The 23,786-nt window shown below is 64.5% G+C and carries 17 protein-coding genes; 9 read left to right on the top strand and 8 right to left on the bottom strand.

All coding sequences use genetic code 11. The annotated features are described in order from the left end of the window. The first annotated feature begins 23 nt into the window (after positions 1–23). Both Q2K57_RS03565 and Q2K57_RS03570 read left to right on the top strand, forming a co-directional pair. The gene (locus Q2K57_RS03565; RefSeq protein ID WP_112054068.1) at positions 24–1,196 is read left to right on the top strand and encodes a fumarylacetoacetate hydrolase family protein; all 1,173 of its coding nucleotides are present in this window, start codon (positions 24–26) and stop codon (positions 1,194–1,196) included. A gap of 65 nt (positions 1,197–1,261) precedes the next feature. Then, entirely contained in the window at positions 1,262–2,839 is a 1,578-nt protein-coding gene (locus tag Q2K57_RS03570; RefSeq protein ID WP_112054067.1) for an aldehyde dehydrogenase (NADP(+)), read from the top strand. 157 nt (positions 2,840–2,996) lie between these two features. Here the strand turns inward: Q2K57_RS03570 and Q2K57_RS03575 are convergent, their stop codons facing one another. Then, positions 2,997–4,697 (bottom strand): DEAD/DEAH box helicase, encoded by a 1,701-nt coding sequence (locus Q2K57_RS03575; protein WP_112054066.1) that lies wholly within the window; start codon positions 4,695–4,697, stop codon positions 2,997–2,999. A gap of 535 nt (positions 4,698–5,232) precedes the next feature. On the opposite strand from Q2K57_RS03575, the gene Q2K57_RS03580 reads away from it, so the two are divergent. Continuing rightward, positions 5,233–5,682, top strand: a complete 450-nt coding sequence (locus Q2K57_RS03580) for a YaiI/YqxD family protein (protein ID WP_112054065.1) — start codon at positions 5,233–5,235, stop codon at positions 5,680–5,682. Between the two features lie 142 nt (positions 5,683–5,824). Here Q2K57_RS03580 and Q2K57_RS03585 read toward each other — a convergent pair whose 3' ends face one another. Next, entirely contained in the window at positions 5,825–6,832 is a 1,008-nt protein-coding gene (locus Q2K57_RS03585) for a glutathione S-transferase family protein (protein ID WP_112054064.1), read from the bottom strand. A gap of 103 nt (positions 6,833–6,935) precedes the next feature. Further along, positions 6,936–7,838 carry a LysR family transcriptional regulator gene (locus Q2K57_RS03590; protein WP_112054063.1) on the bottom strand — a complete coding sequence of 301 codons (903 nt, stop codon included), beginning with the start codon at positions 7,836–7,838 and terminating at the stop codon, positions 6,936–6,938. A gap of 107 nt (positions 7,839–7,945) precedes the next feature. On the opposite strand from Q2K57_RS03590, the gene Q2K57_RS03595 reads away from it, so the two are divergent. The 3 genes from Q2K57_RS03595 (at position 7,946) to Q2K57_RS03605 (ending at position 11,760) form a co-directional block, all read left to right on the top strand. Then, on the top strand, positions 7,946–8,827 hold the full coding sequence (locus tag Q2K57_RS03595; protein ID WP_112054062.1) for a pirin family protein: 882 nt from the start codon (positions 7,946–7,948) through the stop codon (positions 8,825–8,827). 301 nt (positions 8,828–9,128) lie between these two features. Next, entirely contained in the window at positions 9,129–10,805 is a 1,677-nt protein-coding gene (locus Q2K57_RS03600; RefSeq protein ID WP_309251218.1) for a peptidoglycan DD-metalloendopeptidase family protein, read from the top strand. Positions 10,806–11,070: 265 nt separating this feature from the next. Continuing rightward, the gene (locus tag Q2K57_RS03605) at positions 11,071–11,760 is read left to right on the top strand and encodes an SDR family oxidoreductase (RefSeq protein WP_112054060.1); all 690 of its coding nucleotides are present in this window, start codon (positions 11,071–11,073) and stop codon (positions 11,758–11,760) included. Between the two features lie 102 nt (positions 11,761–11,862). Here the strand turns inward: Q2K57_RS03605 and Q2K57_RS03610 are convergent, their stop codons facing one another. Further along, positions 11,863–12,483 (bottom strand): LysE family translocator, encoded by a 621-nt coding sequence (locus Q2K57_RS03610; protein WP_112054059.1) that lies wholly within the window; start codon positions 12,481–12,483, stop codon positions 11,863–11,865. Between the two features lie 287 nt (positions 12,484–12,770). Here Q2K57_RS03610 and Q2K57_RS03615 point away from each other — a divergent pair, with 287 nt between their 5' ends. Then, on the top strand, positions 12,771–14,192 hold the full coding sequence (locus Q2K57_RS03615) for a PLP-dependent aminotransferase family protein (RefSeq protein ID WP_112054058.1): 1,422 nt from the start codon (positions 12,771–12,773) through the stop codon (positions 14,190–14,192). Between the two features lie 43 nt (positions 14,193–14,235). Here the strand turns inward: Q2K57_RS03615 and Q2K57_RS03620 are convergent, their stop codons facing one another. From Q2K57_RS03620 to Q2K57_RS03630, 3 genes are all read right to left on the bottom strand, one after another. Then, positions 14,236–16,608, bottom strand: coding sequence for an FdhF/YdeP family oxidoreductase (locus tag Q2K57_RS03620; RefSeq protein ID WP_112054342.1), 2,373 nt, complete (start codon positions 16,606–16,608; stop codon positions 14,236–14,238). A gap of 79 nt (positions 16,609–16,687) precedes the next feature. Then, a complete protein-coding gene (locus tag Q2K57_RS03625; protein WP_112054057.1) occupies positions 16,688–17,497 on the bottom strand; it encodes a formate dehydrogenase accessory sulfurtransferase FdhD in 810 nt (269 codons plus the stop codon). A 221-nt stretch (positions 17,498–17,718) separates the two neighbouring features. Beyond that, positions 17,719–18,579 (bottom strand): LysR family transcriptional regulator, encoded by an 861-nt coding sequence (locus tag Q2K57_RS03630; protein WP_112054056.1) that lies wholly within the window; start codon positions 18,577–18,579, stop codon positions 17,719–17,721. A gap of 139 nt (positions 18,580–18,718) precedes the next feature. Here Q2K57_RS03630 and Q2K57_RS03635 point away from each other — a divergent pair, with 139 nt between their 5' ends. Beyond that, positions 18,719–20,575: an ABC transporter ATP-binding protein gene (locus tag Q2K57_RS03635; RefSeq protein ID WP_112054055.1), complete on the top strand. Its 1,857-nt coding sequence runs from the start codon at positions 18,719–18,721 to the stop codon at positions 20,573–20,575. A 192-nt stretch (positions 20,576–20,767) separates the two neighbouring features. After that, the gene (gene mmuM, locus Q2K57_RS03640) at positions 20,768–21,730 is read left to right on the top strand and encodes a homocysteine S-methyltransferase (protein WP_112054054.1); all 963 of its coding nucleotides are present in this window, start codon (positions 20,768–20,770) and stop codon (positions 21,728–21,730) included. 229 nt (positions 21,731–21,959) lie between these two features. On the opposite strand, the gene Q2K57_RS03645 is transcribed toward mmuM, so the two are convergent. Next, complete coding sequence (locus tag Q2K57_RS03645) at positions 21,960–23,477, bottom strand: NCS1 family nucleobase:cation symporter-1 (RefSeq protein WP_112054053.1); 1,518 nt, start codon at positions 23,475–23,477, stop codon at positions 21,960–21,962. Positions 23,478–23,786 lie beyond the last annotated feature (309 nt).

Consider the following 23,786-nt stretch of genomic DNA (forward strand, 5'->3'; position numbering starts at 1 on the left):
CTCTTTCAGCTACAGGAATGACCATGAATCCAATCGATCCTCATCACTGTCTTCCCCAAGACCTCGACCAGGCCCTGCTGATCGGCCGAGTCTGGAGCGATACGCCGCATCCAGGCCCTGCCATTGTGATCGTACGCCGTGGCGAAGTGCTGGATATCTCAGCGCAGATTGCAACCATCGCCGACCTGCTCGACCTGGCAGATCCCGCCGCCTTCGTCCAAGACGTAGAGGGCGAATCGCTGGGCCAGGTCGATGCGCTGCTCGCCGCATCACTCAACGGTGCTGAAAGCGTCCCTCGCCTGCTTGCACCTTGTGATCTACAGACGGTCAAGGCATGCGGCGTGACCTTCGCCGTGAGCCTGCTCGAGCGAGTCATCGAAGAGCAGGCTGGTGGAGACCCGCAACGGGCAAGTGAGCTGCGCCGCGAGATCCAGTCATTGATCGGTGGCGACCTGTCGCGAATCCAACCGGGTTCGCCTCAGGCCCTCGCCCTGAAGGCAGATCTCCAGGCGCGAGGTGCCTGGTCTCAATATATGGAAGTGGGTATCGGCGAAGACGCCGAAGTATTCTCGAAGGCCCAGCCACTCTCCTCGATGGGCTTCGGCGACACCGTCGGCCTTCATCCCGCGTCGCGCTGGAACAACCCTGAACCTGAAATCGTGCTCGCCGTCGATGCCTTCGGTGCTCCGAAAGGCGCCAGCCTGGGCAATGACGTCAACCTGCGTGACATCGAGGGACGCAGCGCCCTGCTGCTGGGTAAAGCCAAGGACAACAACGCGTCTTGTTCCATCGGTCCCTTCATTCGTCTGTTCGACGAGCGCTTCACGATGGATACGGTTCGCCAGGCTCAGGTCTCGCTGCGCATCGAAGGCAGCGACGACAACTTCGTGCTGGAAGACTCAAGCGATATGCGCGAAATCAGCCGCGACCCCATGGATCTGGTGTCACAGACCCAGGGTGCTCACCATCAGTATCCTGACGGCTTCATGCTGTTCCTCGGCACCATGTTCTCCCCCGTTCAGGACCGCGATGGCCCGGGCCAGGGCTTCACCCACCATCTGAATGACCGCGTGACCATCGCCACCCCAAGCCTTGGCGCGCTAGTCAATCACGTCGGCCGCAGTGATCTTTTGCCGCCCTGGACCTTCGGCCTGCGCGCGCTGTTCGCGCATCTTGCCATCCGTCGCCATCACTAGCGTTTGCACCAATGGGCGGGTAGCAACCGATATCGTTCATTTCATTAATGCGTCAGGAGAAAGCCATGACACCGGAAGGCAAGCAACTGATCGGCCAGCGCGCCGTGACCGCCAATGGCAAGGCCATTCACGCCATCAATCCCGCCACCGGCGAGACCCTGTCGCCGGGCTATCCCGCCGGCAGCAAGGCCGAAGTCGTGCAGGCCTGTGAGCTTGCTTGGGAAGCCTTCGAGACCTACCGCGAGACCGGCCTGGAGGCGCGGGCGCGCTTCCTCGAGACCATCGCCGACGAGATCGAGGCCATCGGCGATGAGCTGATCGAGCGCGGTGTGGCCGAATCCGGCCTGCCCCAGGCCCGTCTTCAGGGCGAGCGCGGCCGTACCTGTGGCCAGCTGCGTCTGTTCGCCTCGGTGGTGCGGGCCGGCGAGTGGCTCGACGTGCGCATCGACCCGGCATTGCCCGAACGCGAACCGATGCCGCGGATCGACCTGCGCCAGCGCCATATCGCTCTGGGCCCGGTGGCCGTCTTCGGCGCCTCGAACTTCCCGCTGGCGTTCTCGGTAGCCGGCGGCGACACCGCCTCGGCACTGGCTGCCGGCTGCCCGGTGGTGGTCAAGGCTCACTCGGCCCACCCCGGCACCTCTGAGCTGGTCGGCCGTGCCGTGCAGCGGGCGGTGGCCAAGTGCGAGCTGCCCGAGGGGGTCTTCTCGCTGATCTACGGCTCTGGCAATGACATCGGTCAGGCCCTGGTCCGCGATGCCCGCATCAAGGCGGTCGGCTTTACTGGTTCGCGCAACGGCGGTACGGCGCTGGCCAAGGCGGCGCAAGAGCGCCCGGAGCCGATCCCGGTCTATGCCGAGATGAGCTCGATCAACCCGGTGTTCCTGCTGCCGGAGGCGCTGAACAATCGTGGCAAGGAACTGGGCGAGGCCTTTATCGGCTCGCTGAACATGGGTGCCGGCCAGTTCTGCACCAACCCCGGCCTGGTGATCGCCGTGAAGGGCGAGTCGCTGGATGCCTTTGTGGCGTCCGCCGGCGAGGCGGTGAAGGGCGCTGCCGCCCAGACCATGCTGACGCCGGGCATCTTCGATGCCTACACCCAGGGCGTGGATGGCCTGGTGGCCAGCAGCCATGCCCGCGAAGTGGCGCGTGGCCCGGCCGGCGACGGCCCCAACGCCTGCCAGGTCGGGCTGTTCGTCGCCAAGGCGGCCGACTTCCTGAAGGACGAAGCCCTGCAGGCCGAGGTTTTCGGTGCCACCTCACTGGTGGTCGAGTGCGCCGATCAGGCCGAAGTGAAGCGCGTGGCCGAGCATCTGGAAGGCCAGCTGACCGCCACCTTGCAGATGGATGATGGTGATCTGGACGCTGCCCGCGGCCTGCTGCCGGTGCTCGAGCGTCGTGCCGGTCGCGTGATGGCCAACGGCTGGCCGACCGGCGTCGAAGTCTGCCATGCCATGGTGCACGGCGGTCCCTATCCGGCGACGTCTGACTCACGCACCACCTCGGTGGGCAGTGCCGCGATCCATCGCTTCCTGCGCCCGGTGTGCTATCAGAACCTGCCCCAGGAGCTACTGCCCGAAGCGCTGCGTGACGACAACCCGGCTGGCGTCAGCCGTCTGGTCGACGGTAAGCGCGAGGTCTGAGGCCTTCGACTGGCGGAGACATGTCGTACCCATAAAAAAACGCAGGCCGGGGAATCCCCGGCCTGCGTTTATGCGGCATTCGCGCCTATGCCCTGAGGCTCGGGAGCCTGAAGATTCAGACTCCCGTTTAAGGCGTGCCTAGCTCACAACTTTGAGCTTAGGCCTGCGAGCGGCGACGAACAGGTGCGTCGTCGTTGTTGCGACGGCGCGGTGCGCGCTCCGGCGCGCCGCTGTCTTCGCTAATCTCCAGCGCACGGCCGCCAACCTTGGCGCGAGCCATCTTGCTGAGGATGCTGGCGGGCAGGCTGCTCGGCAGCTCGACCACGGAGAAGGCATTGCGGATATCGATGCGGCCGATGCGGGCGCCTTCGATACCACCTTCGTTGGCCAGCGCGCCGACCAGTTGGCCCGGCTTGACGCCGTCCTTGTGGCCAACGGCAACGCGGTAGCGCGTCATGCCTTCGCGCGGGGCGCTGTCACGACGCTTCGGCTTGCTATCACGAGCGGCGCGATCGTTGTTGCGATCCTTCGGTGCCTGCAGGCGACCGATCGGCGCTTCGTCGGCGCGAGCCATGGCGGCGAAGGCACAGGCCAGCTCAACCGGATCATGCCCTTCGGCGACCATGCGCTCGACCAGCGCACGCTGCTCGTCGCTGCCGGCGGTCAGGGTGCCAACCACACGCTGATGGAAGATCTCGTCGCGATGAGCGCGGATTGCCGCCTCGTCGGGCAGCGCCATGTCGCTCATGTGCTGGCCGGTGGCCTGCTCGATCCAGCGTACTTTGCGGGTCTCGCGGAAGCCGGCGAAGGTGATCGCCACGCCACTACGCCCGGCACGACCGGTACGACCGATGCGGTGGGTATAGGCTTCGGAGTCCTGCGGCAGGTCATAGTTGATGACGTGGGTGATGCGCGGCACGTCGAGGCCACGGGCGGCCACGTCTGTCGCGATCAGCACGTCGACCTTGCCACGCTTGAGGCGCGTGATGGTGCGCTCGCGCAGGCTCTGGTCCAGATCACCGGACAGGCCAGCGGCGTTGACGCCACGAGCGGTCAGCTGCTCGACCAGAGTGGTACAAGCGGCACGGGTACGCACGAAGACGATGGCGCCATCGACCGGCTCGACCTCGAGGATGCGCGACAGCGCCTCGAGCTTGGCGCCACCTTCGGCGCGCACCAAACGCTGGTCGATGCTGTCGGCAGTGCCCTGGGCCGATTCGATAGCGACCTTGACCGGGTCGACCAGATAGCGATTGACGATGCGCTCGATCTCGGTCGGCAGGGTCGCGGAGAAGAACACCCGCTGGGCGTCTTTAGGGGTATCGGCGACGACGCGCTTGACGTCATCGATGAAGCCCATGCGCAGCATTTCGTCGGCTTCGTCGAGCACCAGCGCGGACAGGCCGTCAAGCTTCAGGCTGCCACGATTCAGGTGATCGATGATGCGGCCCGGGGTGCCGACCACGACTTGTGCGCCACGCTTCAGCGCGCCGAGCTGTTCGCGGTATTCCTGGCCACCGCACAGGGTAGCGACCTGCAGGCCCTGCAGATTCTGGCCGTACTTAGTGAAGGACACGGCGACCTGCTGAGCCAGTTCGCGGGTCGGAGCCATCACCAGCACCTGGGGCTCACGGCGGGCGAGGTCGATGCGAGACAGGATCGGCAGCGCGAAAGCCGCGGTCTTGCCGGTACCGGTCTGAGCCTGGCCGATCATGTCACGGCCTTCGAGCAGGGCAGGAATGGTCTGCGCCTGGATCGGAGAGGGAGTTTCATAGCCCAGAGTTTCGAGGGCAGTCAGCACGGCAGGCAGCAGTGCCAGTTCGCCGAAGCTCGGCGAGGCGACAGAAGTCGAGGTCATCAATCACACCTTGGTAGGCCGGTCAGTACCGGCAACAGAGTTTGGTGGCGTCCCCGACCCGGAAAACGCAATAGCACAGGATCCACAAAGGGCCTGTAGGGTCGAATGCGAGCCGGCCCATGGTTGGGCTGGCTCGGGGCGGAGTCTGGGACGCCGGTCGCACCTGGCATTCGGTTCACGTCGTAACACGGGCATGGCCCGGATCAAACGAGCTTCGAACAAGCGCGGGGGCTTGCCGGAAACTCTCGGCGAACCGCTGTGGCGACCTTACGCACCGTACCGAGAGGCAGTGGGTGCTCCATCTACAAATCCAGACGCACTGGGCGAGGCCTTGGGCCTGCCCCGGGCGAACACTTGGCGAGCCCGGTCACAGCGCTTGGTCGCGGATCATCGCGCCTGGCGTCTTGCGAAAGCTTGCCATCCCAACCTAATGAGGCGGGTGCAATTCGTCATGATGGTGGGGGTCAACACATGCGAGGAGAGCGCATGCTATCATCGAGCCCTTTGCCATGCCAGTCTTTTTCGGGAGCCATGAATGCCTAGCCTGTGGGTCGATGCCGACGCCTGCCCGCGTGTCGCACGTGAGATCATCGTGCGCGCCGCCGAGCGCACCCAGACACCGACCTGGTTCGTCGCTAACCATCAGGTGCCGCTGCCGCCCTCGCCCTGGGTCAAGCCGCTGGCGGTGGCAAGCGGCTTCGACGCTGCCGATGACGAGATCGTTCGTCGCCTGGTCCCGGGGGATCTGCTGGTGACCGCCGACCTGCCGCTGGCTCAGGAGGCCATCGACAAGGGCGCGGCGGTGATGACTAATCGCGGCGAGACGCTGGATCACAGCAACATCCGCGCTCGCGTGCAGATGCGGGACTTTATGGAAACGATGCGCTCCAGCGGCGAACACACCGGCGGCCCCAAAGGCTACTCGGATGTCGACCGCCGGGAATTCGCCAACGCCCTGGACCGCTGGCTGGCCAAGAACGCCTGAGCCGCTTTCGGCTGACGCATGCCACTATCTAAGGTGAGCCGCTATCTAAGGCATGTCGCTATCAAAGAAGCCCCCTGCTAGAGGGGGCTTCTTTATCAACGCACGATCTAAGCTTCTTCTTTCTTATGCCGGCTTGCGGCGCTCACGTAGACTTACGACGGATTGCCTGCCCGGGCAGGCGCTCACGGTCGTGGGGCCGCTCGAGGTCAAGCGCGGGGCCCTTGGGCACGATGCGGGTCGGGTTGATGGTGTCGTGGCTGTAATAGTAGTGGCGCTTGATGTGATCCATGTTCACCGTCTCCTTGATGCCCGGCCACTGATATAGCTCGCGGACATAGTTCGAGAGGTTCGGGTAATCCTCGATGCGCCGAATATTGCACTTGAAGTGGCCGTGATAGACGGCGTCAAAGCGGATCAAAGTGGTGAACAGACGGATGTCTGCCTCGGTCAGCCACTCGCCGGCCAGGTAGCGCTGCTCGTTGAGACGCGCCTCCATCCGGTCGAGGGCGTCAAAGAGCGCGGTGACGTGCTTCTCATAGACCGCCTGATCGGTGGCGAAGCCTGACTTGTAGACGCCGTTGTTGATGTTGTCATAGACATCGGCGTTGACCGCATCGATGGTCTCGCGCAGGTCAGCGGGGTAGAAGTCCAGACGGTTGCCGGTGATGTCGTCGAAGGCATCATTGAACATCCGCAGCAGGTCGGCAGACTCGTTGCTGACGATGGTTTCGCCGCGCTTGTCCCACAGTGCAGGCACCGTGACGCGCCCCGTATAGTGCGGGTCGGTCAGGGTGTACAGCTCCCGGTGGTATCTCACGCCGTTGATCGGATCGCCGCTTGAGCCCTCATCCTCGTGATAGCTCCAGCCCTGATCGAGCATCAGCGGGCTGACATTAGAGGTGCCAATCAGGTCATCGAGCCCCTTGAGGTGGCGCATGATCAGGGCACGATGCGCCCAGGGGCAGGCCAGCGACACATAGAGGTGGTAGCGGCCGGACTCCGCGGGCCGACCCGGCTGGCCTTGGGGGCCTTCGCCGCCATCGGCGGTCACCCAGTCGCGCAGTTGGGCGGATTCGCGGACGAACTCGCCGCCGTGCTTCTTGGTGTCATACCACTGGTCGTGCCACTTGCCGTCGATCAACAGGCCCATAAGCCCTCCTCAAGATAGGGTGTAACGTATGGTTGTGAAGCGTACGCCAATTCTTTCGACGCTCAAGCGAGTCTTTTCCGGCATTCCATTCGATGACTTCGAATCATTCCGCCTGCGCCTGCTCCCATTCGCTCACCGACTGCATCAGCGCCGCGGCCATGGCGCGGGTCGCCGGGCCAGCCCGGTCACGATCGCGATGGATCAACTGAAACGGCACCTGACGCACACCGCCGACGAGCAGCGGAAGCGGCAGGAGCTCACCGCTCTCCAGGGCAGGTTCGATCAAAGTCTTCGGCACCCAGGCGAATCCCAGGCCACGCTTAAGCATGTCCACCGAGGTGGCCAAGTGGCTGACCGTCCAGCGCTGCTCGGCCTTCAGCCAGCCGGCATCCATGGCCTCGCGCTGCGCTGAGTCACGCACCACCAGTTGGCGGTGCTGCTCCAGATCGCGCAGATCCAGCGGCCGCCCAAGCCGATGCAGGGCGTGGTCGGGATGGGCCACGGCCAGAAAGGTAACGGTTGCCAGGGGCTCGCCGAGAAACCCCTGCGCCGCCAGCCCCGAGGCGACCAGGTCGGCCCGGCCGTCGTAGAGCATCTCGACCCCGCCGTTGAGCACCGTCTCATGCAGCTGTATCCGCACATGAGGAAAGGCCGCCGAGAAGCGCTCCAACGCCTGGGCCAGCACGTCCGGCGGGAATATCTGATCGATGGCCAGCACCACCTCCGCCTCCAGCCCCTCGGCGAGACTGTCGGCCACGTCCTCAAGGGCCTCGGCACTTTCAATCAGCTGGCGGGCCCGGCGCAGCAGCATCTCGCCGGCTTCGGTGAGCCGCACATTGCGCCCGACCGGCTCCAGCACCTTGACGCCCAGTTGCTCCTCGAGCTTGTGCACGGCGTGGTTGAGCGTCGAGGGGCTCTTGTGCACGACCAGAGAAGCACGGGCAAAGCCACCGTGGTCGACGACCGCCGCCAGCATCTGCCACTGCGAAAGCGTCACTCGAGACATTTCGATTTCCTCGAACCATTTGAGCAAAACTATGCGCTATCGTTGCGCCGGGTTCATGATCAACAATCTATGTCATCGACACCAGACCCCATGGCGGAGGATTTATCATGAGTGCTACCCCTGACACACACGACATCGACACAAACACCGGCAGCATCGACCGTCGCATCGAACGCCGACTCGCCGCTCAGCCAAGCCAGGACGGCGACGGCGTCAAGATCAAGCGCCTGCACGACTTCGGCGGCGGCCTCGATCCTTTCCTGATGCTCGACGAACTGGGGTCGGATCGCCCTGACGATTACATCGGCGGCTTTCCGCCGCACCCGCATCGCGGCATCCAGACCCTCACCTACGTGATTCACGGCGGCCTGACCCATGAAGACCACCTGGGCCACTCAAGCACCATCGAGGCCGGCGACGCCCAGTGGATGCACACCGGTCGCGGCATCATCCACTCGGAAATGCCGCTTACCGACCATCAGGGCTTGCATGCGTTCCAGCTGTGGCTGAACCTCGCGACTCGCGACAAGCTGAGCCCTGCCACCTACCGCGATGTGAAGGCCGCAGAGATGCCACACCTGACGCAGGACGGCGCGAGTCTCACCGCTCTGGGCGGGCACTGGCAGGCCAGCAACGGCGAAGCCATTGACGGCCCATTGGAGGCACTCGCCGGCCAGGGCGCCGTTGCGCACCTGAGCCTTAATGAAGGAGCATCGCTGGCGCTTACCGCCGATGCGCCCACTCTGCTGGCTTACGTCTTCGATGGCGCACTGGCAATTGCCGGCGAGAACGTCACCGCCGGAGAACTGGTGCGCTTGAGCGAGGGCGACCGCCTGTCACTAACAAGCCCCAACGGCGCTCAGGCCCTGCTGTTAGCGGGCGTTCCGCATCGCGAGCCGATCGCTCATTACGGGCCATTCGTGATGAACTCGGAGGCGGAATTGCAGCAGGCACTGCGCGATTACCGTGACGGAACTCTGACTGGCTGACCCCCGGGCATGACCCCGCTTAAAAGAAGTGTCAGGAAATTAATCAGGATTTCTAGGCGAAACAGCGTTAATTTTCTGGCATTCCATCTAGTTTGTGACGACACTTCCCAAACCCTGGGCAAGTGAGTGTGAATTACTGCTTACTGTATACGCGTACAGACTAGGCAGCTAATACGCCATGGGGTAAGGTTCTGATGCCTTTTTATATCCATTTGATCCTTACTGGCCTTTACTGACTATGTTGCGAATCCTTCATTCGCTACCGCGCACGCACAAGTTTCTTTTGTTACCCGTCGCCACGATGGTGGCCGTGCTGGGCGCGCAGCAACTCTACACCACCGTGTCGGCCTCGGAAGACGAGACCGACAACACCGAATTTACCGTCGTCGAGATGCCCATCGGCAGCTCTGACGCGCCACAGATTGTCGAAGCGACAGCGACACAGAAATCGCCCGAGCATGAGCGCCCATCGCTGCACAGCGACGATGAAGGTTATATCCCCCTTAACAGCCTGAAGGCGCAGGAAATTGTCGACATCAATTTCCTGGCCAAGGCTCATGCCGACACGCTGGATGATCCTGACGCACGGGACGCGGCGTCATTCGAAGACCCTCTCCAGACCAGCGAACCAAGCGACAGCGACACGGTTGGGGATACCGCTGGGCTGGTCGCCGGCGAGCCTCCTGCACTGGATGCCGGCGTGCTGCAACTCGCCAGCCACCTGGCCGAGATCAACGTCGATGATGGTGCCGAAGATGGCACCTCCTACGATGACTTCTCCGCCGATCCGCTATGGCTGGTCGATGATAATCCGTCGCTTGAAGCCGAGATCGTCGCTCACCAGACCTTCGTGCCCCAGTGGGAAACCTATACCGTGCAGCCCGGCGACACCTTCGCGGTGCTCGCAGAGCGCACGCTGGGTCTTGGCTACAGCGAAGTCATGCAGCTGCTCGATGCCCTGCCGGACAAGAACGTGTTGACCCGCTGGCGCGTGGGCCAGAACTTCGACTACAAGGTGGATAAAAACGGCGAGCTGATGGCGCTGCGTATCATGAAGAATGCTCGCAGTGGCTACCTGATCGAACGGGCGGAAAGCGATCAGCAAGCTTTCGAGATCGCCGATATCGAGAAAGCCGGCGAAGCGACTCAGCGGCTGTTCTCCGGCACCGTCAGTGGAAGCTTTGGCCAGTCGGCCCAGGCGACCGGCCTGAACTCGGCCGAGGTGGCCGAGCTGACCAACCTGCTATCCAAGAAACTCGACTTCCGTCGCGATACCCGGCGTGGCGATACCTTTCAGGTGCTGGTCGAGTCCGACATCATCGACGGCAAGAGTCTCGACTCGCGCATTCTCGCCGTGCGTTACCAGGGCGCGCGAATGGATCTGACAGTACTGCGCAATAGCGACAATAACCGCTTCTATACCCCGGACGGCCATAGCCTCGATCCAGCTTTCGACCGCTACCCCTTCGAGGGACATTACCGGTTGAGTTCATCGTTCAACCTGCGCCGCAAACACCCGATCACCGGGCGCATCAGCCCTCACTACGGCACCGACTTCGCCATGCCCAGTGGCTCTACGGTGCGCGCGCCGGCAGATGGTCGAGTGGTCAAGTCCGCCTATCACCGCCTGGCAGGCAACTACCTGGTAGTTCGTCACAATAACGGCTACAAGACCCGCTACTTGCATCTGTCCAAGCGCCTGGTCAGCGAAGGTGATCAAGTCAAGATGGGCGAGCGCATTGCACTTTCCGGTAACACCGGTCGCAGCACCGGCGCCCACCTGCACTACGAGGTGATCGTCAACGGTAACCGAGTCGATGCCATGCGCGTCGACCTGCCGGAAAACCAGAGCCTGTCAGGCCCCGCCCTGGTCGCTTTCAAGCGTGAGGCCGAGCCCATGCTGGCCCGCCTGGAAAACGACAACAACAACGCCGCCATCGCACAGACAAACGCCAGCCAGAGCGGCGACGACAGCTGACCCTGAGCGCTGCTGAAGCGCATCAACGAGTCAGCACCCAGCCAATAACCCCGCCATAGCGACGCTATCGCGGGGTTATTGCTTTGTAGGAGCGGGCCCACTGACACAGCCGTCGACGCTTATTCCCAGACGTTAGACACTAGCGTTATCGCTTAAATACCTTTGCATCAGGATGCCAACACTTTCGTTAGCAGCAAAACCATTGCACACATTAGCTGCCTTCGCCATGATGAAGGCATATAGGTTTTGAGTAGAGGGAGTTCACATGAACGATCGTGTCCTGCTGATTACCGGCGCTTCCAGTGGTATCGGTGCAGCCACTGCCCGTGCCGCAGCCCGAGAAGGCTTTCGACTGGTGCTCGCAGCCCGCTCCCGCGACAAGCTCAAAGCACTGGCCCAGGAGCTGGGTCCCGAGAATGTGCTGACCGTCAGCTGCGACGTAACGTCGATGGACGATCAGCAAAGTATGGTCGAGGAGGCCCTGGAGCGTTTCGGGCGCCTCGATGCGGTGTTCGCCAATGCCGGACGCGGCGGCTCGCCGGGCGGTTTCAAGGGCGCCGACCATGAAGCCTGGAAGGACATGATCCTGACCAACATCTACGGGGTGGGTCTCACTCTGCAGGCCTGCCTGCCAGCGCTTCAGAAGACCCGGGGCCATGTGCTGCTGACCGGCTCGGCGGCTGGACGAGCCACCATCCCAGGTTCGATGTACGGCGCCACCAAGTGGGCTGTTACCGGCATCGGCTATAACCTCCGCGAGGAGCTGCGCGGCAGCGGCATTCGCGTGACCCTGATCGAGCCGGGAATGGTCGACACGCCCTTCTTCGATGAGCCGCCCACTCACGCCCTGGAAGACAAAGACATCGCCAACGCGGTGCTCTACGCCATCAATCAGCCGCCCCACGTCGACGTCAACGAGATCTTGGTGCGCCCCACCCCGCCACTCGAGAGCTAGCGGGCCGGCCCCGCTCTTCTTAGCTGGACCCGCCACCTGAGCAGCTGCCAACTTCAGCCGCCTACTTTAGCCACTACTCCAGTCCCCTGGGCAAGCCCAGCCTTAGCTCAGGATCATCAGCACGCAGGCGGCGGTCAGCAGCCCCATCACCGCATTGAAGACCCGCCAGTGGCGGCGGGTCTTCATCAGCCTGCCGACCGCCACGCCAAAACCCGCCCACAGCGCGATCGACGGCAAGTTGGTCATGCCCATCACCAGAATCACCGCCACCGCCGAGGCCAGAAAGGCATCGCCGGACAGCGTGAAAGACGCTATTCCCGAGATCGCCATCACCCAGGCCTTGGGGTTGGCAAACTGGAAGGCGGCGGCCTGCCAGAAGGTCAGCGGCCGCGCATCCTCGCCGGGCCCGCGCTGATCCGGCGGCGGCGCAGTGGCGATCTTGTAGGCCAGCCACAGTAGATAGACACTGCCGGCGACCTTGAGGCCCTGCTGCAGCGGCGGCCACCGCTCGAACAGCGCTCCCAACCCCAGCGCCACAGCCCCCATCAGCACCATCACTCCGATCGAGATGCCTAGCATGTGCGGCAGGGTGCGCAGGAATCCGTAATTGGCGCCGGACGCGGTCAGCATCATGTTGTTGGGGCCCGGCGTGGCCGACATGCTGATGGAAAACAGCATCATGGGACCGATCAAGGCAAGCAATTCGGGCAGCGGGGCAGACATGACAGGCACCTTTCAGTCGAGGGTTCGGTGTCGAGGGGTTGGAGTCTGAGGGCGGCGCACTGGATAAATTGTGGGGGTACAATTTCTCAATAACGCCTGACAAAGACGGCGATTGTGCGCACAATCTCAGTATGCGCCGCCGTCCGCACCGATCAAGGAATGCTTTGTCACCCCGACATTGCCCGGTCCAAGGCAATTCCCTATCCCGGACGTGGCCCTGTCCACGGCCATCGGTCGCGGCGGCCCACCCGGTTCGCCATTTCGTCTTTCTGCTGGAACATCGCCGCATGGATATTCAGACCAAGGCCCGTGCCCGCTGCCACTGGCTACCCGATCTCGACGCCGCCGCTACCCCGCGCTATCAGGCGCTGGTCGACCGGCTGGCCGCCGACATCGCCGCCGGCACCCTTGCCCCCGGCGAGCGCTTGCCACCGCAGCGCCTGCTGGCCGACGCCCTCAGAGTGACCGTCGGCACCATCACCCGCGCCTACCGAGAGGCCGAGCGCCGTGGTCTGGTCGAAGCCAAGGTCGGCAGCGGCACACGAGTGCGCACCCTGGCGGCGGATGCGCCGCGTTTTCACCACCTGTCTCACGCCGCCGATGGCAGCGTCGACCTGTCGCTGAGCGTGCCGATTCCCCACCCCATGCGGGTGCAGCAGCTCTCCGGCGTGCTGGAACGCCTCGCCCACCGCCCTGGGGCCATCGACGCCGCACTCGCTTACCACCCCGAACAGGGCAGCCAGGCCAGCCGTGAGGGACTGGCCGGATGGCTGACAGAACAGGGGGTGCCCATGACCGCCGACGAGCTGATCCTGACCAGCGGCGGCCAACATGCGGACTACCTGGCCCTGCAAGCGCTGGTGCAGCCCGGCGAGGCCGTGGCCTCGGCGGCCCTGACCTACCCGGGCATGATCGCCGCCACCCGCCAGCTCGGCCTCAAGCACGTGGCGGTGCCAATGGATGCCGAAGGCATCCTGCCCCAGGCGCTGGAGCGGCTGTGCCTGCAACAGAAGATTCGCCTGCTGTACCTGATGCCCGAGCACAACAACCCTACCGGCGCCCAAATGGGGCAGGCGCGACGGGAGGCGATCGTCGAGGTCGCCCGTCGACACGACCTGCTGCTGCTGGAAGACGGGGTCCAGTTCGTGAGCGCCGAAACCCGCGGTACGCCTTTCTACCGGCTGGCGCCGGAGCGCTCGCTGTATATCTTCAGCGTCTCCAAGCTGCTCGCCGGCGGCCTGCGGCTGGGCGCCTTGCGCTCACCCGCCAACCTGATGGCCCGCCTCACCGCAGCGCTGCGCGCCCAGTACTGGGCCGTGCCCGAGCTGATGGCCAGCGCCGCGGCCGCATGGCTGACCAGTCCCGAGGCGAAGACGCTGATCGACTGGCAATGGCAGGAAGTGGCCGCGCGCCAGCGACTGCTTGCCGAGCGCCTCAGCGGCCATGAGATCAGCGCCCACCCTTGCGGCTTTCATGCCTGGCTGACGCTACCGGAGCCCTGGCGGGCGGTGGACTTCGTGGCCCGGGCCGCCGAGCGCGGGGTGACCGTGATCGGCGCCGACCCCTTCTGCGTGGGCAGCCAGCCGGCGCCTCAGGCGGTGCGCATCTGCGTGACACCGCCCGCCGAGCGCGCCCGGCTCGACGAGGGCCTGACGCGGCTGGCTGCACTGCTCGACGAGGAACCCCGACGAGACTCGCCGCTGGTCTGATTCGGCCCGAGCGGGTCAGGCCTCACCCCGGGCCGTATCGACCTCAGACGATGCGCGCGCTGCGCTCGAGCCGGATCGCCACCGCCTTGGAGGTCGGGGTATCGGTCCCCTTGCCGACGCTTTCCAGCGGCACCAGGGGATTGGTTTCCGGGTAGTAGGCCGCGCAGCAGCCTTCGGGAATGTCGTATTCCACCAGCTTGAAGGCCGCAGCGCGACGCGGTTTACCGTCGTGATCGAGACCGATCAGATCGACCCAATCCCCGGCGGAAAACCCTAGCCGCTCCATATCCGCCGGGTTGGCGAACAGCACCCGGCGCTGGCCTTTAATGCCACGATAGCGGTCGTTGTAGCCATAAACGGTGGTGTTGTATTGATCGTGGCTGCGCAGGGTCTGCAGGGTCAGCCAGCCGGCATCGCGCTTAGCGTGCATGCGCTGATGCAAGAGCATCTCGGGCAGCGGTGCGGCGCTGAATTCGGCGCGCCCGCTGGCGGTCGGAAACCGACACTCGCGGACGGGGTTGGCCAGATGGAAGCCTCGCGGCTGATCGAGGCGCGCATTGAAGTCATCAAAGCCCGGAATTACCGCCGCGATATCATCACGAATACGGTCGTAGTCACTGGCCAGGGCCGCCCAGTCGACCACGGCGGGATCGATGCCCCGGCGCGGCAGCACCCGCTTGAGGGTCGTCTCGGCGATGCCGGCGATGATAGCGGGCTCGGAGCGCAGCCAGGGCGAGGCCGGCTCGGTGCGCCCGGCGCTTGCGTGCACCATCGACATCGAGTCCTCGACGCTGATCTTCTGGATGTCCCCGGCCGGCCCCTGTCGGTCACGCTCGCTGCGGCCAAGGCAGGGCAGAATCAGCGCATCGCCGCCCACCACCAGATGGCTGCGGTTGAGTTTGGTGCTGATCTGTACGCTGAGGCGGGTGCGACGGAGCGCCGCCTCGGTCCGCGGCGTATCCGGCGTGGCGCGAGCGAAGTTGCCACCCAGGCCCAGGAACACCTCCGCCTGGCCCGCCTCCAGGGCATGGATGGCACCCACGGTATTGAACCCGGGCTCGCGCGGCATGGCGACACCGTAGCGCGCTTCCAGGGCATCGATCAGAAAGCCGGGCGCCGACTCGTCGATACCCATGGTGCGATCGCCCTGCACGTTGGAGTGGCCGCGCACCGGGCAGGCCCCGGCGCCCGGCCGGCCAACATGCCCGCCCAGCAGCAGCAGATTGATGATCTCGCGCACCATGTCCACCGAGTGCTCGTGCTGGGTGATGCCCATTGCCCAGGTGATGATCAGCCGCTTGGCGCTGGCATAAATCTCGGCGACATGCTCAAGCTCGGCGCGCGCCAGCCCGGACTGATCTTCGAGATCCTGCCAGGCAGTGGCCTCGACCAGGGCGCGCCACTCGGCAAGCCCGTGGGTGTACTGATCAATAAACGCGCTCGCCGGGGTGAAGCGCCCCTCTGCTTCCAGGGCAAACAGCGCCTTGGCGATACCCCGCAGTGCCGCCATGTCGCCGCCCATGCGCGGCTGTAGATAGTCCGAGCTGATCGTCTGGCTGCCACCGCGCAGCATCTCGAGCTTGTCCTGCGGGTCGGCGAAGCGCTCGAGCCCCCGCTCGCGCAAGGGATTGAAGGTGACCACCCGCGCGCCGCGCTTCACCGCCCGGCGCAGATCGCCGAGCATCCGCGGATGGTTGGTGCCGGGGTTCTGACCGAGCACGAAGAGGGTATCGGTCTCTTCGAAATCCTCGAGCAGCACCGTGCCCTTGCCGGTACCGAGACTGGCCATCATGCCCACGCCGCTGGCCTCGTGGCACATGTTCGAGCAATCGGGGAAGTTGTTGGTGCCATAGAGACGCACGAACAGCTGATAAAGATAGGCGGCCTCGTTGCTGGCCCGGCCCGAGGTATAAAACAGCGCCTGGTTGGGATCGTCGAGGGCCGCCAGGTGATCGGCGATCAGCGCGAAGGCCTCGTCCCAGCTGGTCGGCACATAGCGGTCGCTGTCCGCGTCATAGCGCATCGGCTCGGTGAGACGGCCCTGGTCCTCGAGGCGAAAGTCATCCCAGCTTTCGAGCTCGCTCAGGGTATGGCGGGCGAAGAAGTCGCGACTAACTCGCTTGGCCGTGGTCTCCCAGGCCACCGCCTTGACGCCGTTCTCGCAGAATTCGAAGGACGAGCCCTCCAGCGGGTCACCCCAGGCACAGCCCGGGCAATCGAAGCCCGCCGGCTGATTGGTCGACAGCAGCGCACGCACGCCGGTCAGCGGCGCGCGGCTGTGCTGCAAATGCTCACCCACACTCTTCAGGGCGCCCCAGCCCCCGGCGGGGCCGTTGTAGGCTTTCACCTGCGGGTCGCGTGTCAGCGCTGGATCGGCTTGGGGAATATCCAGGGTGTCTTGTGTCTCGGCGGTCATGGGAGTCTCGGCAGTCGGGGCTGAAGCGATAGTATCGGGGTCGAACCTGACGTGTGCATGGGCCTGTTTCCAGGTGGCGTCATGACCGGGGCGACTCGGCGGGCTCATGACCGCTGACCAGCTCCAGGCGCCGGCCGCGGTGACAGCAGATAAGGTTGAGACCGCATGCCCTCGCCACCTCGACGGCCATGGCCGAGGGGTGCGACAGGGTGGCCAGGGTCGAAATGCCGGCACGTACCGTCTTCTGCACCAGTTCCAGGCTGCAGCGACTGGAGAGCAGCACGGCATCTGGCATACGGCCGCGGCGCAGCCCTTCACCGATCACCCGGTCCAGCGCGTTGTGGCGACCGATATCCCAGCCATCCATGATCACCCGGCCACCGCCGCCCAGCCCAAGCGCCCCGTGCTGGCCGCGCCGGGCGCGGGCCTCGAGCTCGCCGAGCCCCTGACGAAGCGCCTCGCTTGGCAACGGCGGCCGAGCCTCGAGCCGCTTGAGCCCGGCCATCAGCTGGGCCTCATCGGCCATGCCGCAGGCCCCACAACTCGATACTGAGGCCGCCGGGCGCCGCGCCTCTTCGGCGCGCGCGGCAACGCCGGGAGCCACCCGGAGCGTCACCGACAGGCCATGGCGCAATCGGGCTAGCTGCACGTCTTGCACCTGATCGAGGCTATCGATCCAACCGGCAGTGAAGGCATGGCCAAGCGCCAGCGGCTCAAGCGACTCGGGCGTGGCGAGCAGGGCGACCATGGCGATGTCATTGAGCAGTAGCGTGATGGGGCGCTCCTGAGGGCCCTGCCAGTCACGCAGAGGCGCCTCACGACGATCGTCATAGCCCGCGGAAGCGGAAGGAATATGACGCGGCGTAAGTGAGAGCGCGGGGGAGGTCATATGGCATGATCCGAATAGCGTCTATGGCATCGACGCTAACCCAAGGTCATGGGCCGGCGCCAATCGAGACGCCTGATGCCATCATAGAGGCTGTCTATCTCTGTCGCCGCCTGATTGACAGGAACGTTTAGCTAAACAGGACCGCCGGCCACGGGGGCTGCCTCTCCGCCAGCGGGAAGGCCTTTGATCGCAGCAACGGCCCATCCATGATCAATGCCGGCTCAGGTTGCCGGCCAGGCCGCCAGCACTGCATCCAGTAGCCGGCTGGTCGGCCGCTGCTGACTCCACAAGAGCCCGACCCGATCCCCGTGGCCCGGCAGGCGATGCGTCACGAGCCCGGGGGCCAATCGCCTCGCCGCGGCCTCTGGCATCACCCCGACGCCGTGGCCCGCGGCCAGCAGCTCACCCAGGGCGTTGATGGAATTGGCCTCGAAGACCGGCTCGATGGTAAGCCCCTGCTCGGCCAGCCGGGACTCGAGCAGCTGGCGGTTGTGCATCTCAGGCGTCAGCAGACATAGCGGATACGCCAACAAATGCGACCAGTCCGCGTGCTCAGGCAGGCTGAAGTGCGCAGGCGATGCCACCAGGGCCGGCGCCTCCTCGATCAGCGGCCGGAAGGCAAAACCCGCCATCGGCGGAGTGTCTAGGTAACCTACCACCAGATCCAGGGCGCCATTGGCGAGCCCCTGCGCCAGATCCGGCGTCGCCTGCTCGCGCAGGCGGATGGAGAGCCCCGGGTGCGCGCGGCGAAGTGCCCCCAGGCGACCGATCACCTCACCCAACGCGGTGGGGATAACGCCCAGGGTCAGTCGCCCCGCCAGCGGTGCCTCGAGGGAAAGCTCGCCGCGCAGGGCGGCATATTCATCGAGGATACGCCGGGCATGCGCCAGCACCCGTTCGCCTTCCGGCGTAAAGCCCTCGAAGCGACGGCTGCGCCGGATCAAGCGGGTATCGAGTTCCTCCTCGAGCTGGCGCAGGCGCGCCGATAGGGTCGGCTGCGTCACATGGCAGGCGGCGGCGGCGCGCCCGAAGTGGCGCTCGCGGGCAAGTGCGGCGAGAAAGGCGAGCTGGCGATGGTCCAAACGTGTCTCCGCAACTCGTTAAGGTCGGTAGGATGTCCTGGTCAGCCTCGTTACACCAGAGGATGCAAGCGGCATCGATGGCGTGAGCAGCAGGTGCTCAACCGGCGCCGCCTGATACACTGGCCCATTGCCACCAAGGATGCTTATCTTGTCACCACCGCCCTCCCCCACGCCAGCCCGCTTCTCGAGCTTCATCGGCGTATTTCGCTACAGCCGCCGTGCCCTGGCGCTGGTCTGGGATACCTCCAAGGGCCTGACACTGGGGCTTGCACTCTGCACCCTGGTCGCCGGCGTACTGCCGGCGGTAGCGGCCTATGTCGGCCAGCTGATCGTCGATGCGGTGGTGGCCGCCATGGACGGCTACAAGGCAGCGGCCGAGCCAGCACTGCTCGACAGCGCCCTGCCGGTGCTCAAATACGTGGCGCTCGAGGGGCTGATTATCGCCCTGATCGACCTGGCCCAGCGCGGACTCTCGGCCCAGCAGTCACTGCTGCGGGCGCTGCTTGGCCAGAAGGTCAACGTGATGATCCTCGAGAAGGCCGGCACCCTGTCGCTTGCCCAGTTCGAGGACTCTGAATTCTACGACAAGCTGACCAGGGCCCGCCGCGAGGCCTCGACCCGGCCACTGGCGCTGGTCAACAAGACCTTCGGGCTCTTGCAGAACGGCATCTCGCTTGCCAGTTTCGCGGTGCTGCTGGTGCAGTTCTCCCCCTGGGCGATCGCCATTTTGGTAGTCGGCGCCCTGCCAGTATTCATCTCCGAGGCGAAGTTCTCCGGCGATGCCTTCCGGCTGTTTCGCTGGCGCTCACCGCAGACGCGCATGCAGATGTATCTGGAGACCGTGCTGGCTCGCGAAGACAGCATCAAGGAGGTCAAGCTATTTGGCCTCGAACCCCTGTTCCTCAAGCGCTATCGGGACATCTTCAAGGGTCTCTACGCCGAGGATCGCCGTCTGACGATTCGCCGCGATACCTGGGGCTTCTTGCTCGGCCTGCTGGGCACCCTGACCTTCTACGGCGCCTATGCCTGGGTGGTGATCGATACCGTGATCGGACGGCTGACCCTTGGCCAGATGACCATGTATCTGATGGTCTTCAAGCAGGGGCAGTCGGCGCTCTCGGCGAGCCTCACCGCCATCAGCGGTATGTACGAGGACAACCTCTACCTCTCGAATCTCTATGAATACCTGGAGCAGCCGGTGGAGAAAGACGCCGGCACCCTGACCCAGGGCGAGCATCCCGGCGACGGTATCCGCTTCGAGCAGGTGGGCTTCACCTACCCCGGCGCCGAGACGCCGGTGCTAGCCGGTATCAGCCTGCACCTGCTCCCGGGCCAGAGCCTGGCGCTGGTCGGTGAAAACGGTTCCGGCAAGACCACCCTGATCAAGCTGCTGACGCGTCTCTATCCGCCCAGCGAAGGCCGCATTCTGCTCGACGGCAGCCCGCTAGAGGACTGGGATGTTCAGGCCCTGCGCCGACGCATCGGCGTGATCTTCCAGGACTTCGTGCGCTATCAGCTGCAGGTAGGCGAAAACCTCGGCGTCGGTAACGTCGACGCCTTCTCCGACGAAGCCCGCTGGCGCTATGCCGCCGAGCATGGGCTGGCCGACGACTTCATCGCCCAGATGCCGGCGGGCTACGAAACCCAGCTGGGGCGCTGGTTCAAGGGCGGCCAGGAACTCTCCGGCGGACAGTGGCAGAAGGTGGCCCTGTCGCGGGCCTACATGCGAGAAGACGCCGATATCCTGGTGCTCGACGAACCCACGGCGGCCATGGACGCCGCCGCCGAGGCCCGGGTCTATGCCCGCTTCCGCGAACACCGCCAGGACAAGATGACCATTCTGATTTCGCACCGCTTTTCGACCGTACGCGCCGCCGACCAGATACTGGTCATCGACCGGGGACGGATCATCGAGCGCGGCGACCACGAGCATCTGCTGGCCGAGAACGGCCGCTATGCCAAGCTGTTCCGGCTACAGGCCGAGGGCTATCGGTGATCGCACAGCAACAGGCGAGCCGGGCGGCCTGGCAGCGGCCGCATGACGTCTGATGCGCAACGAATAATGGCCAAGGTCTACACCAGCACCAAGGGTTATATAAAAAACATCACTTAATCATGATGTTGTCCTGCCACTTTCTTTATCATACGCCTCCTGTCGATGCCCAACACCAGACGAGGAGGCTGCCCGATGCCGACCCAAGACCCTATCGCCGCCAGCCTCGCCCGCGCGCGCTACCTGATCGTCGACGGCGCACTTGCCACCGAACTGCAGACCCGCGGCCATGACCTTAGCGGTGATCTGTGGTCGGCACGCCTGCTGCGCGATGATCCGGCGGCCATCCGCGACGTGCATGCCGCCTACTTTTCAGCAGGCGCCGATATCGCCATCACCGCCAGTTACCAGGCCACCGTGGAAGGCTTTCAGCGTCTGGGGCTCGATGCGGCGAGCGCCGAGGCGCTGATCCAGCGCTCGGTGGCGCTGGCCCAGGAAGCTCGCGACGCCCACTGGGCCACGCACGCAAGCGACGACATCCCCTATCCGCTGGTTGCTGCCTCGGTGGGGCCCTATGGCGCCTACCTGGCCGATGGCAGCGAATATCGCGGCTACTATGGCATTGATCGGGCGGCACTCGCCGACTTCCATCGCCCGCGGCTCGCCACCCTGCTCGCCGCCCGACCGGATCTGTTGGCCATCGAGACCCTGCCGAGCCTCGACGAGGCACTGGCGCTTGCCGATCTGGTCGCGGAGCGGCCCGGCACACAGGCCTGGATCACCTTCTCTGCACGTGACGCTCAGCACATCAGCGACGGCACGCCGATCGCCGAGTGCGCGCGAGCGCTGCGTGACCGCCCCGGCATCTGCGCCATCGGCATCAACTGCACGGCCCTTGAGCACATCGAATCCCTGATCGGCGAGATCCGCGCCGAGTGCACGCTGCCGATCATCGTCTACCCCAACTCCGGGGAGCACTACGACGGCGTGACCAAGCGCTGGCATGCCGGCTGCGCTAGCGACGAGGCGCCCGTCGATCTGGCGGCAGGCGCCCCGCGCTGGCTTGCTGCCGGCGCCACGGCAATCGGTGGCTGCTGCCGCACCGGGCCCGACGACGTGCGGGCGCTAGCCGAGCAACGCCGTGGCACTCATCAGTAAGGGCTCATCAGAAAAGGCTAGGGAGTAAAGGCTAGGCCGTCAGGGCTAGAGAGTCAGGGCTAGCACACTGGCGGCCTTCTCCAAGCACCGGGGACTATCACTCGATGAGAACTCTCACTCGACGAGGGCTATCACCAAGCGAGGGCTATCACGGAGCAAATGCCCGGATAGCCCTCAATAGGTGCGATGGCCTAGAGCCAGCGCCTGGGGTGAGAGACGCCTTAAAACGCTAGGAGCTAGTCTCCTCGCTCCCCGGCATAGGCGTCGGCGTGGGCACCATCATCGGCTTCGTCAGCAGCTGGCTGGCGACATAGTAGACGATCGCCCCCAGCGCCGAGCCGGTGAACCAGCCGAAGTCGTAGAACCAGGTCATGGTGCCGGTCACCAGCGAGATGACCGTCAGCCCCACCGGTATCAGGAAGGCGATGAAGCCGGCCGGATTGTAGGCCGGGTAGGCACCATCATCCCGATACAGGCTCACCACATCCAGCGACTGGCGCTTCACCAGGAAGTAGTCCACCGCCATGATCCCGGCGATCGGCCCCAAGAGGCTCGAATACCCCAGCAGCCAGTTGGAGTAGAGGCTCTCCAGGGTCACGTCGGAGACGATCAGCCCGGCCTTCTGCAAGAGGTCATAGCCCATCAGCAGCACCCCGACCAGGCCGGTCATCAGCACACCGCGGGTCTGGTTGATCAGCTTGGGGGCGATGTTCTGGAAGTCGTTGGTGGGCGAGACGATGTTGGCGGCGGTGTTGGTAGAGAGGGTGGCGATGATGATCAGCACCATGGCGATCCCCACCCACACCGGGCTGTCGATGCGCCCGATCAGGCTGACCGGATCGGAGACCGTCTCGCCGACCAGCGACGCGGAGGCCGCAGTCATCACCACGCCCAGAGCGGCGAAGAAGAACATGGTCAGCGGCAGGCCAATCACCTGACCGACGATCTGGTCCTTCTGGCTCTTGGCGAAGCGGCTGAAGTCGGGAATGTTCAACGACAGCGTCGCCCAGAAGCCGACCATGGCGGTCAGGCCCGCGAAAAAGTAGCCGTATACCGAGGCGCCCTCAGGCCGCGACGGCGGCTGGCTCATCAGCTCACTCACCGACACATGGGGCATCGCCCACACCATCAGCCCTACGCCCACCGCCAGCAGCAGCGGCGCAGCCAGCGTCTCGAGCCACTTGATGGATTCCGCCCCGCGGATCACCACATAGAGGTTCATGGCGCCGAACAGGAAGAAGCCGATCACCTCGCCGACCCCGTCCAGTGCCTTCCAGGCCGGGAAGATCGCCGACAGCAGCAGGTGAATCGCCAGACCACCGAACATGGTCTGGATGCCGAACCAGCCGCAGCCCACCAGTGCCCGGATCAGGCAGGGCACGTTGGAGCCACGGATGCCGAATGACGAGCGCAGCACCACCGGAAAGGGAATGCCGAACTTGGTGCCGGGAAAGGCATTCAGGGTCAGCGGCACCAGCACCACTAGGTTGGCCAGCAGGATGGTCAACAGTGCCTCGCCTACCGACAGGCCGAAGTAAGCCGTCAGCACGCCCCCCAAGGTATAGGTCGGTACGCAGATCGCCATGCCCACCCACAGCGCTGCTACGTTCCAGCGGCTCCAGGTTCGTTCCTCAAGTCGCGTGGGGGCGATGTCCTCATTGAAGCGGGAGCTTTCCCCTACATCGCTGCCGACCTCGAGCTCAATGAGCTCGCCGCGGCGGATGGTGCGTGAAGTGGTTGCCGTCATTGTTGTTGTCTCCTCAGTGGCTCGCCAAACGCCCAGGCGTACCGGGCCGTCATGCTGCATCGCAAGAAACATGCCCGAATCGCGAACGGACATGGCCTGCATCGTCGGTGGAAGGCCATCTAGCAAGACCTTTCGCCGCCAACTTATTGATTTACATAATCATCAAAAACCTGTCTGAACCGTCAATTTTTACTGATGATCCCCGACACCTCTTCTAGATCAAGAAAATCCAGCATCCTGACACCATAGTCAATTTCCAAGATGGTGCATAAAACATCACACGGCGGACTTATAGAGCCAACAAAAAGG

Origin of the sequence: Halomonas sp. I5-271120 (genome assembly GCF_030553075.1) — a bacterium.
Classification (GTDB): domain Bacteria; phylum Pseudomonadota; class Gammaproteobacteria; order Pseudomonadales; family Halomonadaceae; genus Onishia; species Onishia taeanensis_A.

Bases quoted from the DNA above. Each gene is read 5' to 3' on its own strand.
- Q2K57_RS03625 (WP_112054057.1), bottom strand. From the start codon at position 17,497: ATGACCTCCCCCGCGCTCTCACTTACGCCGCGTCATATTCCTTCCGCT.
- Q2K57_RS03595 (WP_112054062.1), top strand. From the start codon at position 7,946: ATGAGTGCTACCCCTGACACACACGACATCGACACAAACACCGGCAGC.
- mmuM (WP_112054054.1), top strand. From the start codon at position 20,768: ATGCCGACCCAAGACCCTATCGCCGCCAGCCTCGCCCGCGCGCGCTAC.
- Q2K57_RS03605 (WP_112054060.1), top strand. From the start codon at position 11,071: ATGAACGATCGTGTCCTGCTGATTACCGGCGCTTCCAGTGGTATCGGT.
- Q2K57_RS03600 (WP_309251218.1), top strand. From the start codon at position 9,129: ATGGTGGCCGTGCTGGGCGCGCAGCAACTCTACACCACCGTGTCGGCC.
- Q2K57_RS03585 (WP_112054064.1), bottom strand. From the start codon at position 6,832: ATGGGCCTGTTGATCGACGGCAAGTGGCACGACCAGTGGTATGACACC.
- Q2K57_RS03575 (WP_112054066.1), bottom strand. From the start codon at position 4,697: ATGACCTCGACTTCTGTCGCCTCGCCGAGCTTCGGCGAACTGGCACTG.
- Q2K57_RS03620 (WP_112054342.1), bottom strand. From the start codon at position 16,608: ATGACCGCCGAGACACAAGACACCCTGGATATTCCCCAAGCCGATCCA.
- Q2K57_RS03565 (WP_112054068.1), top strand. From the start codon at position 24: ATGAATCCAATCGATCCTCATCACTGTCTTCCCCAAGACCTCGACCAG.
- Q2K57_RS03610 (WP_112054059.1), bottom strand. From the start codon at position 12,483: ATGTCTGCCCCGCTGCCCGAATTGCTTGCCTTGATCGGTCCCATGATG.
- Q2K57_RS03615 (WP_112054058.1), top strand. From the start codon at position 12,771: ATGGATATTCAGACCAAGGCCCGTGCCCGCTGCCACTGGCTACCCGAT.
- Q2K57_RS03590 (WP_112054063.1), bottom strand. From the start codon at position 7,838: ATGTCTCGAGTGACGCTTTCGCAGTGGCAGATGCTGGCGGCGGTCGTC.
- Q2K57_RS03635 (WP_112054055.1), top strand. From the start codon at position 18,719: ATGCTTATCTTGTCACCACCGCCCTCCCCCACGCCAGCCCGCTTCTCG.
- Q2K57_RS03570 (WP_112054067.1), top strand. From the start codon at position 1,262: ATGACACCGGAAGGCAAGCAACTGATCGGCCAGCGCGCCGTGACCGCC.
- Q2K57_RS03580 (WP_112054065.1), top strand. From the start codon at position 5,233: ATGCCTAGCCTGTGGGTCGATGCCGACGCCTGCCCGCGTGTCGCACGT.
- Q2K57_RS03645 (WP_112054053.1), bottom strand. From the start codon at position 23,477: ATGACGGCAACCACTTCACGCACCATCCGCCGCGGCGAGCTCATTGAG.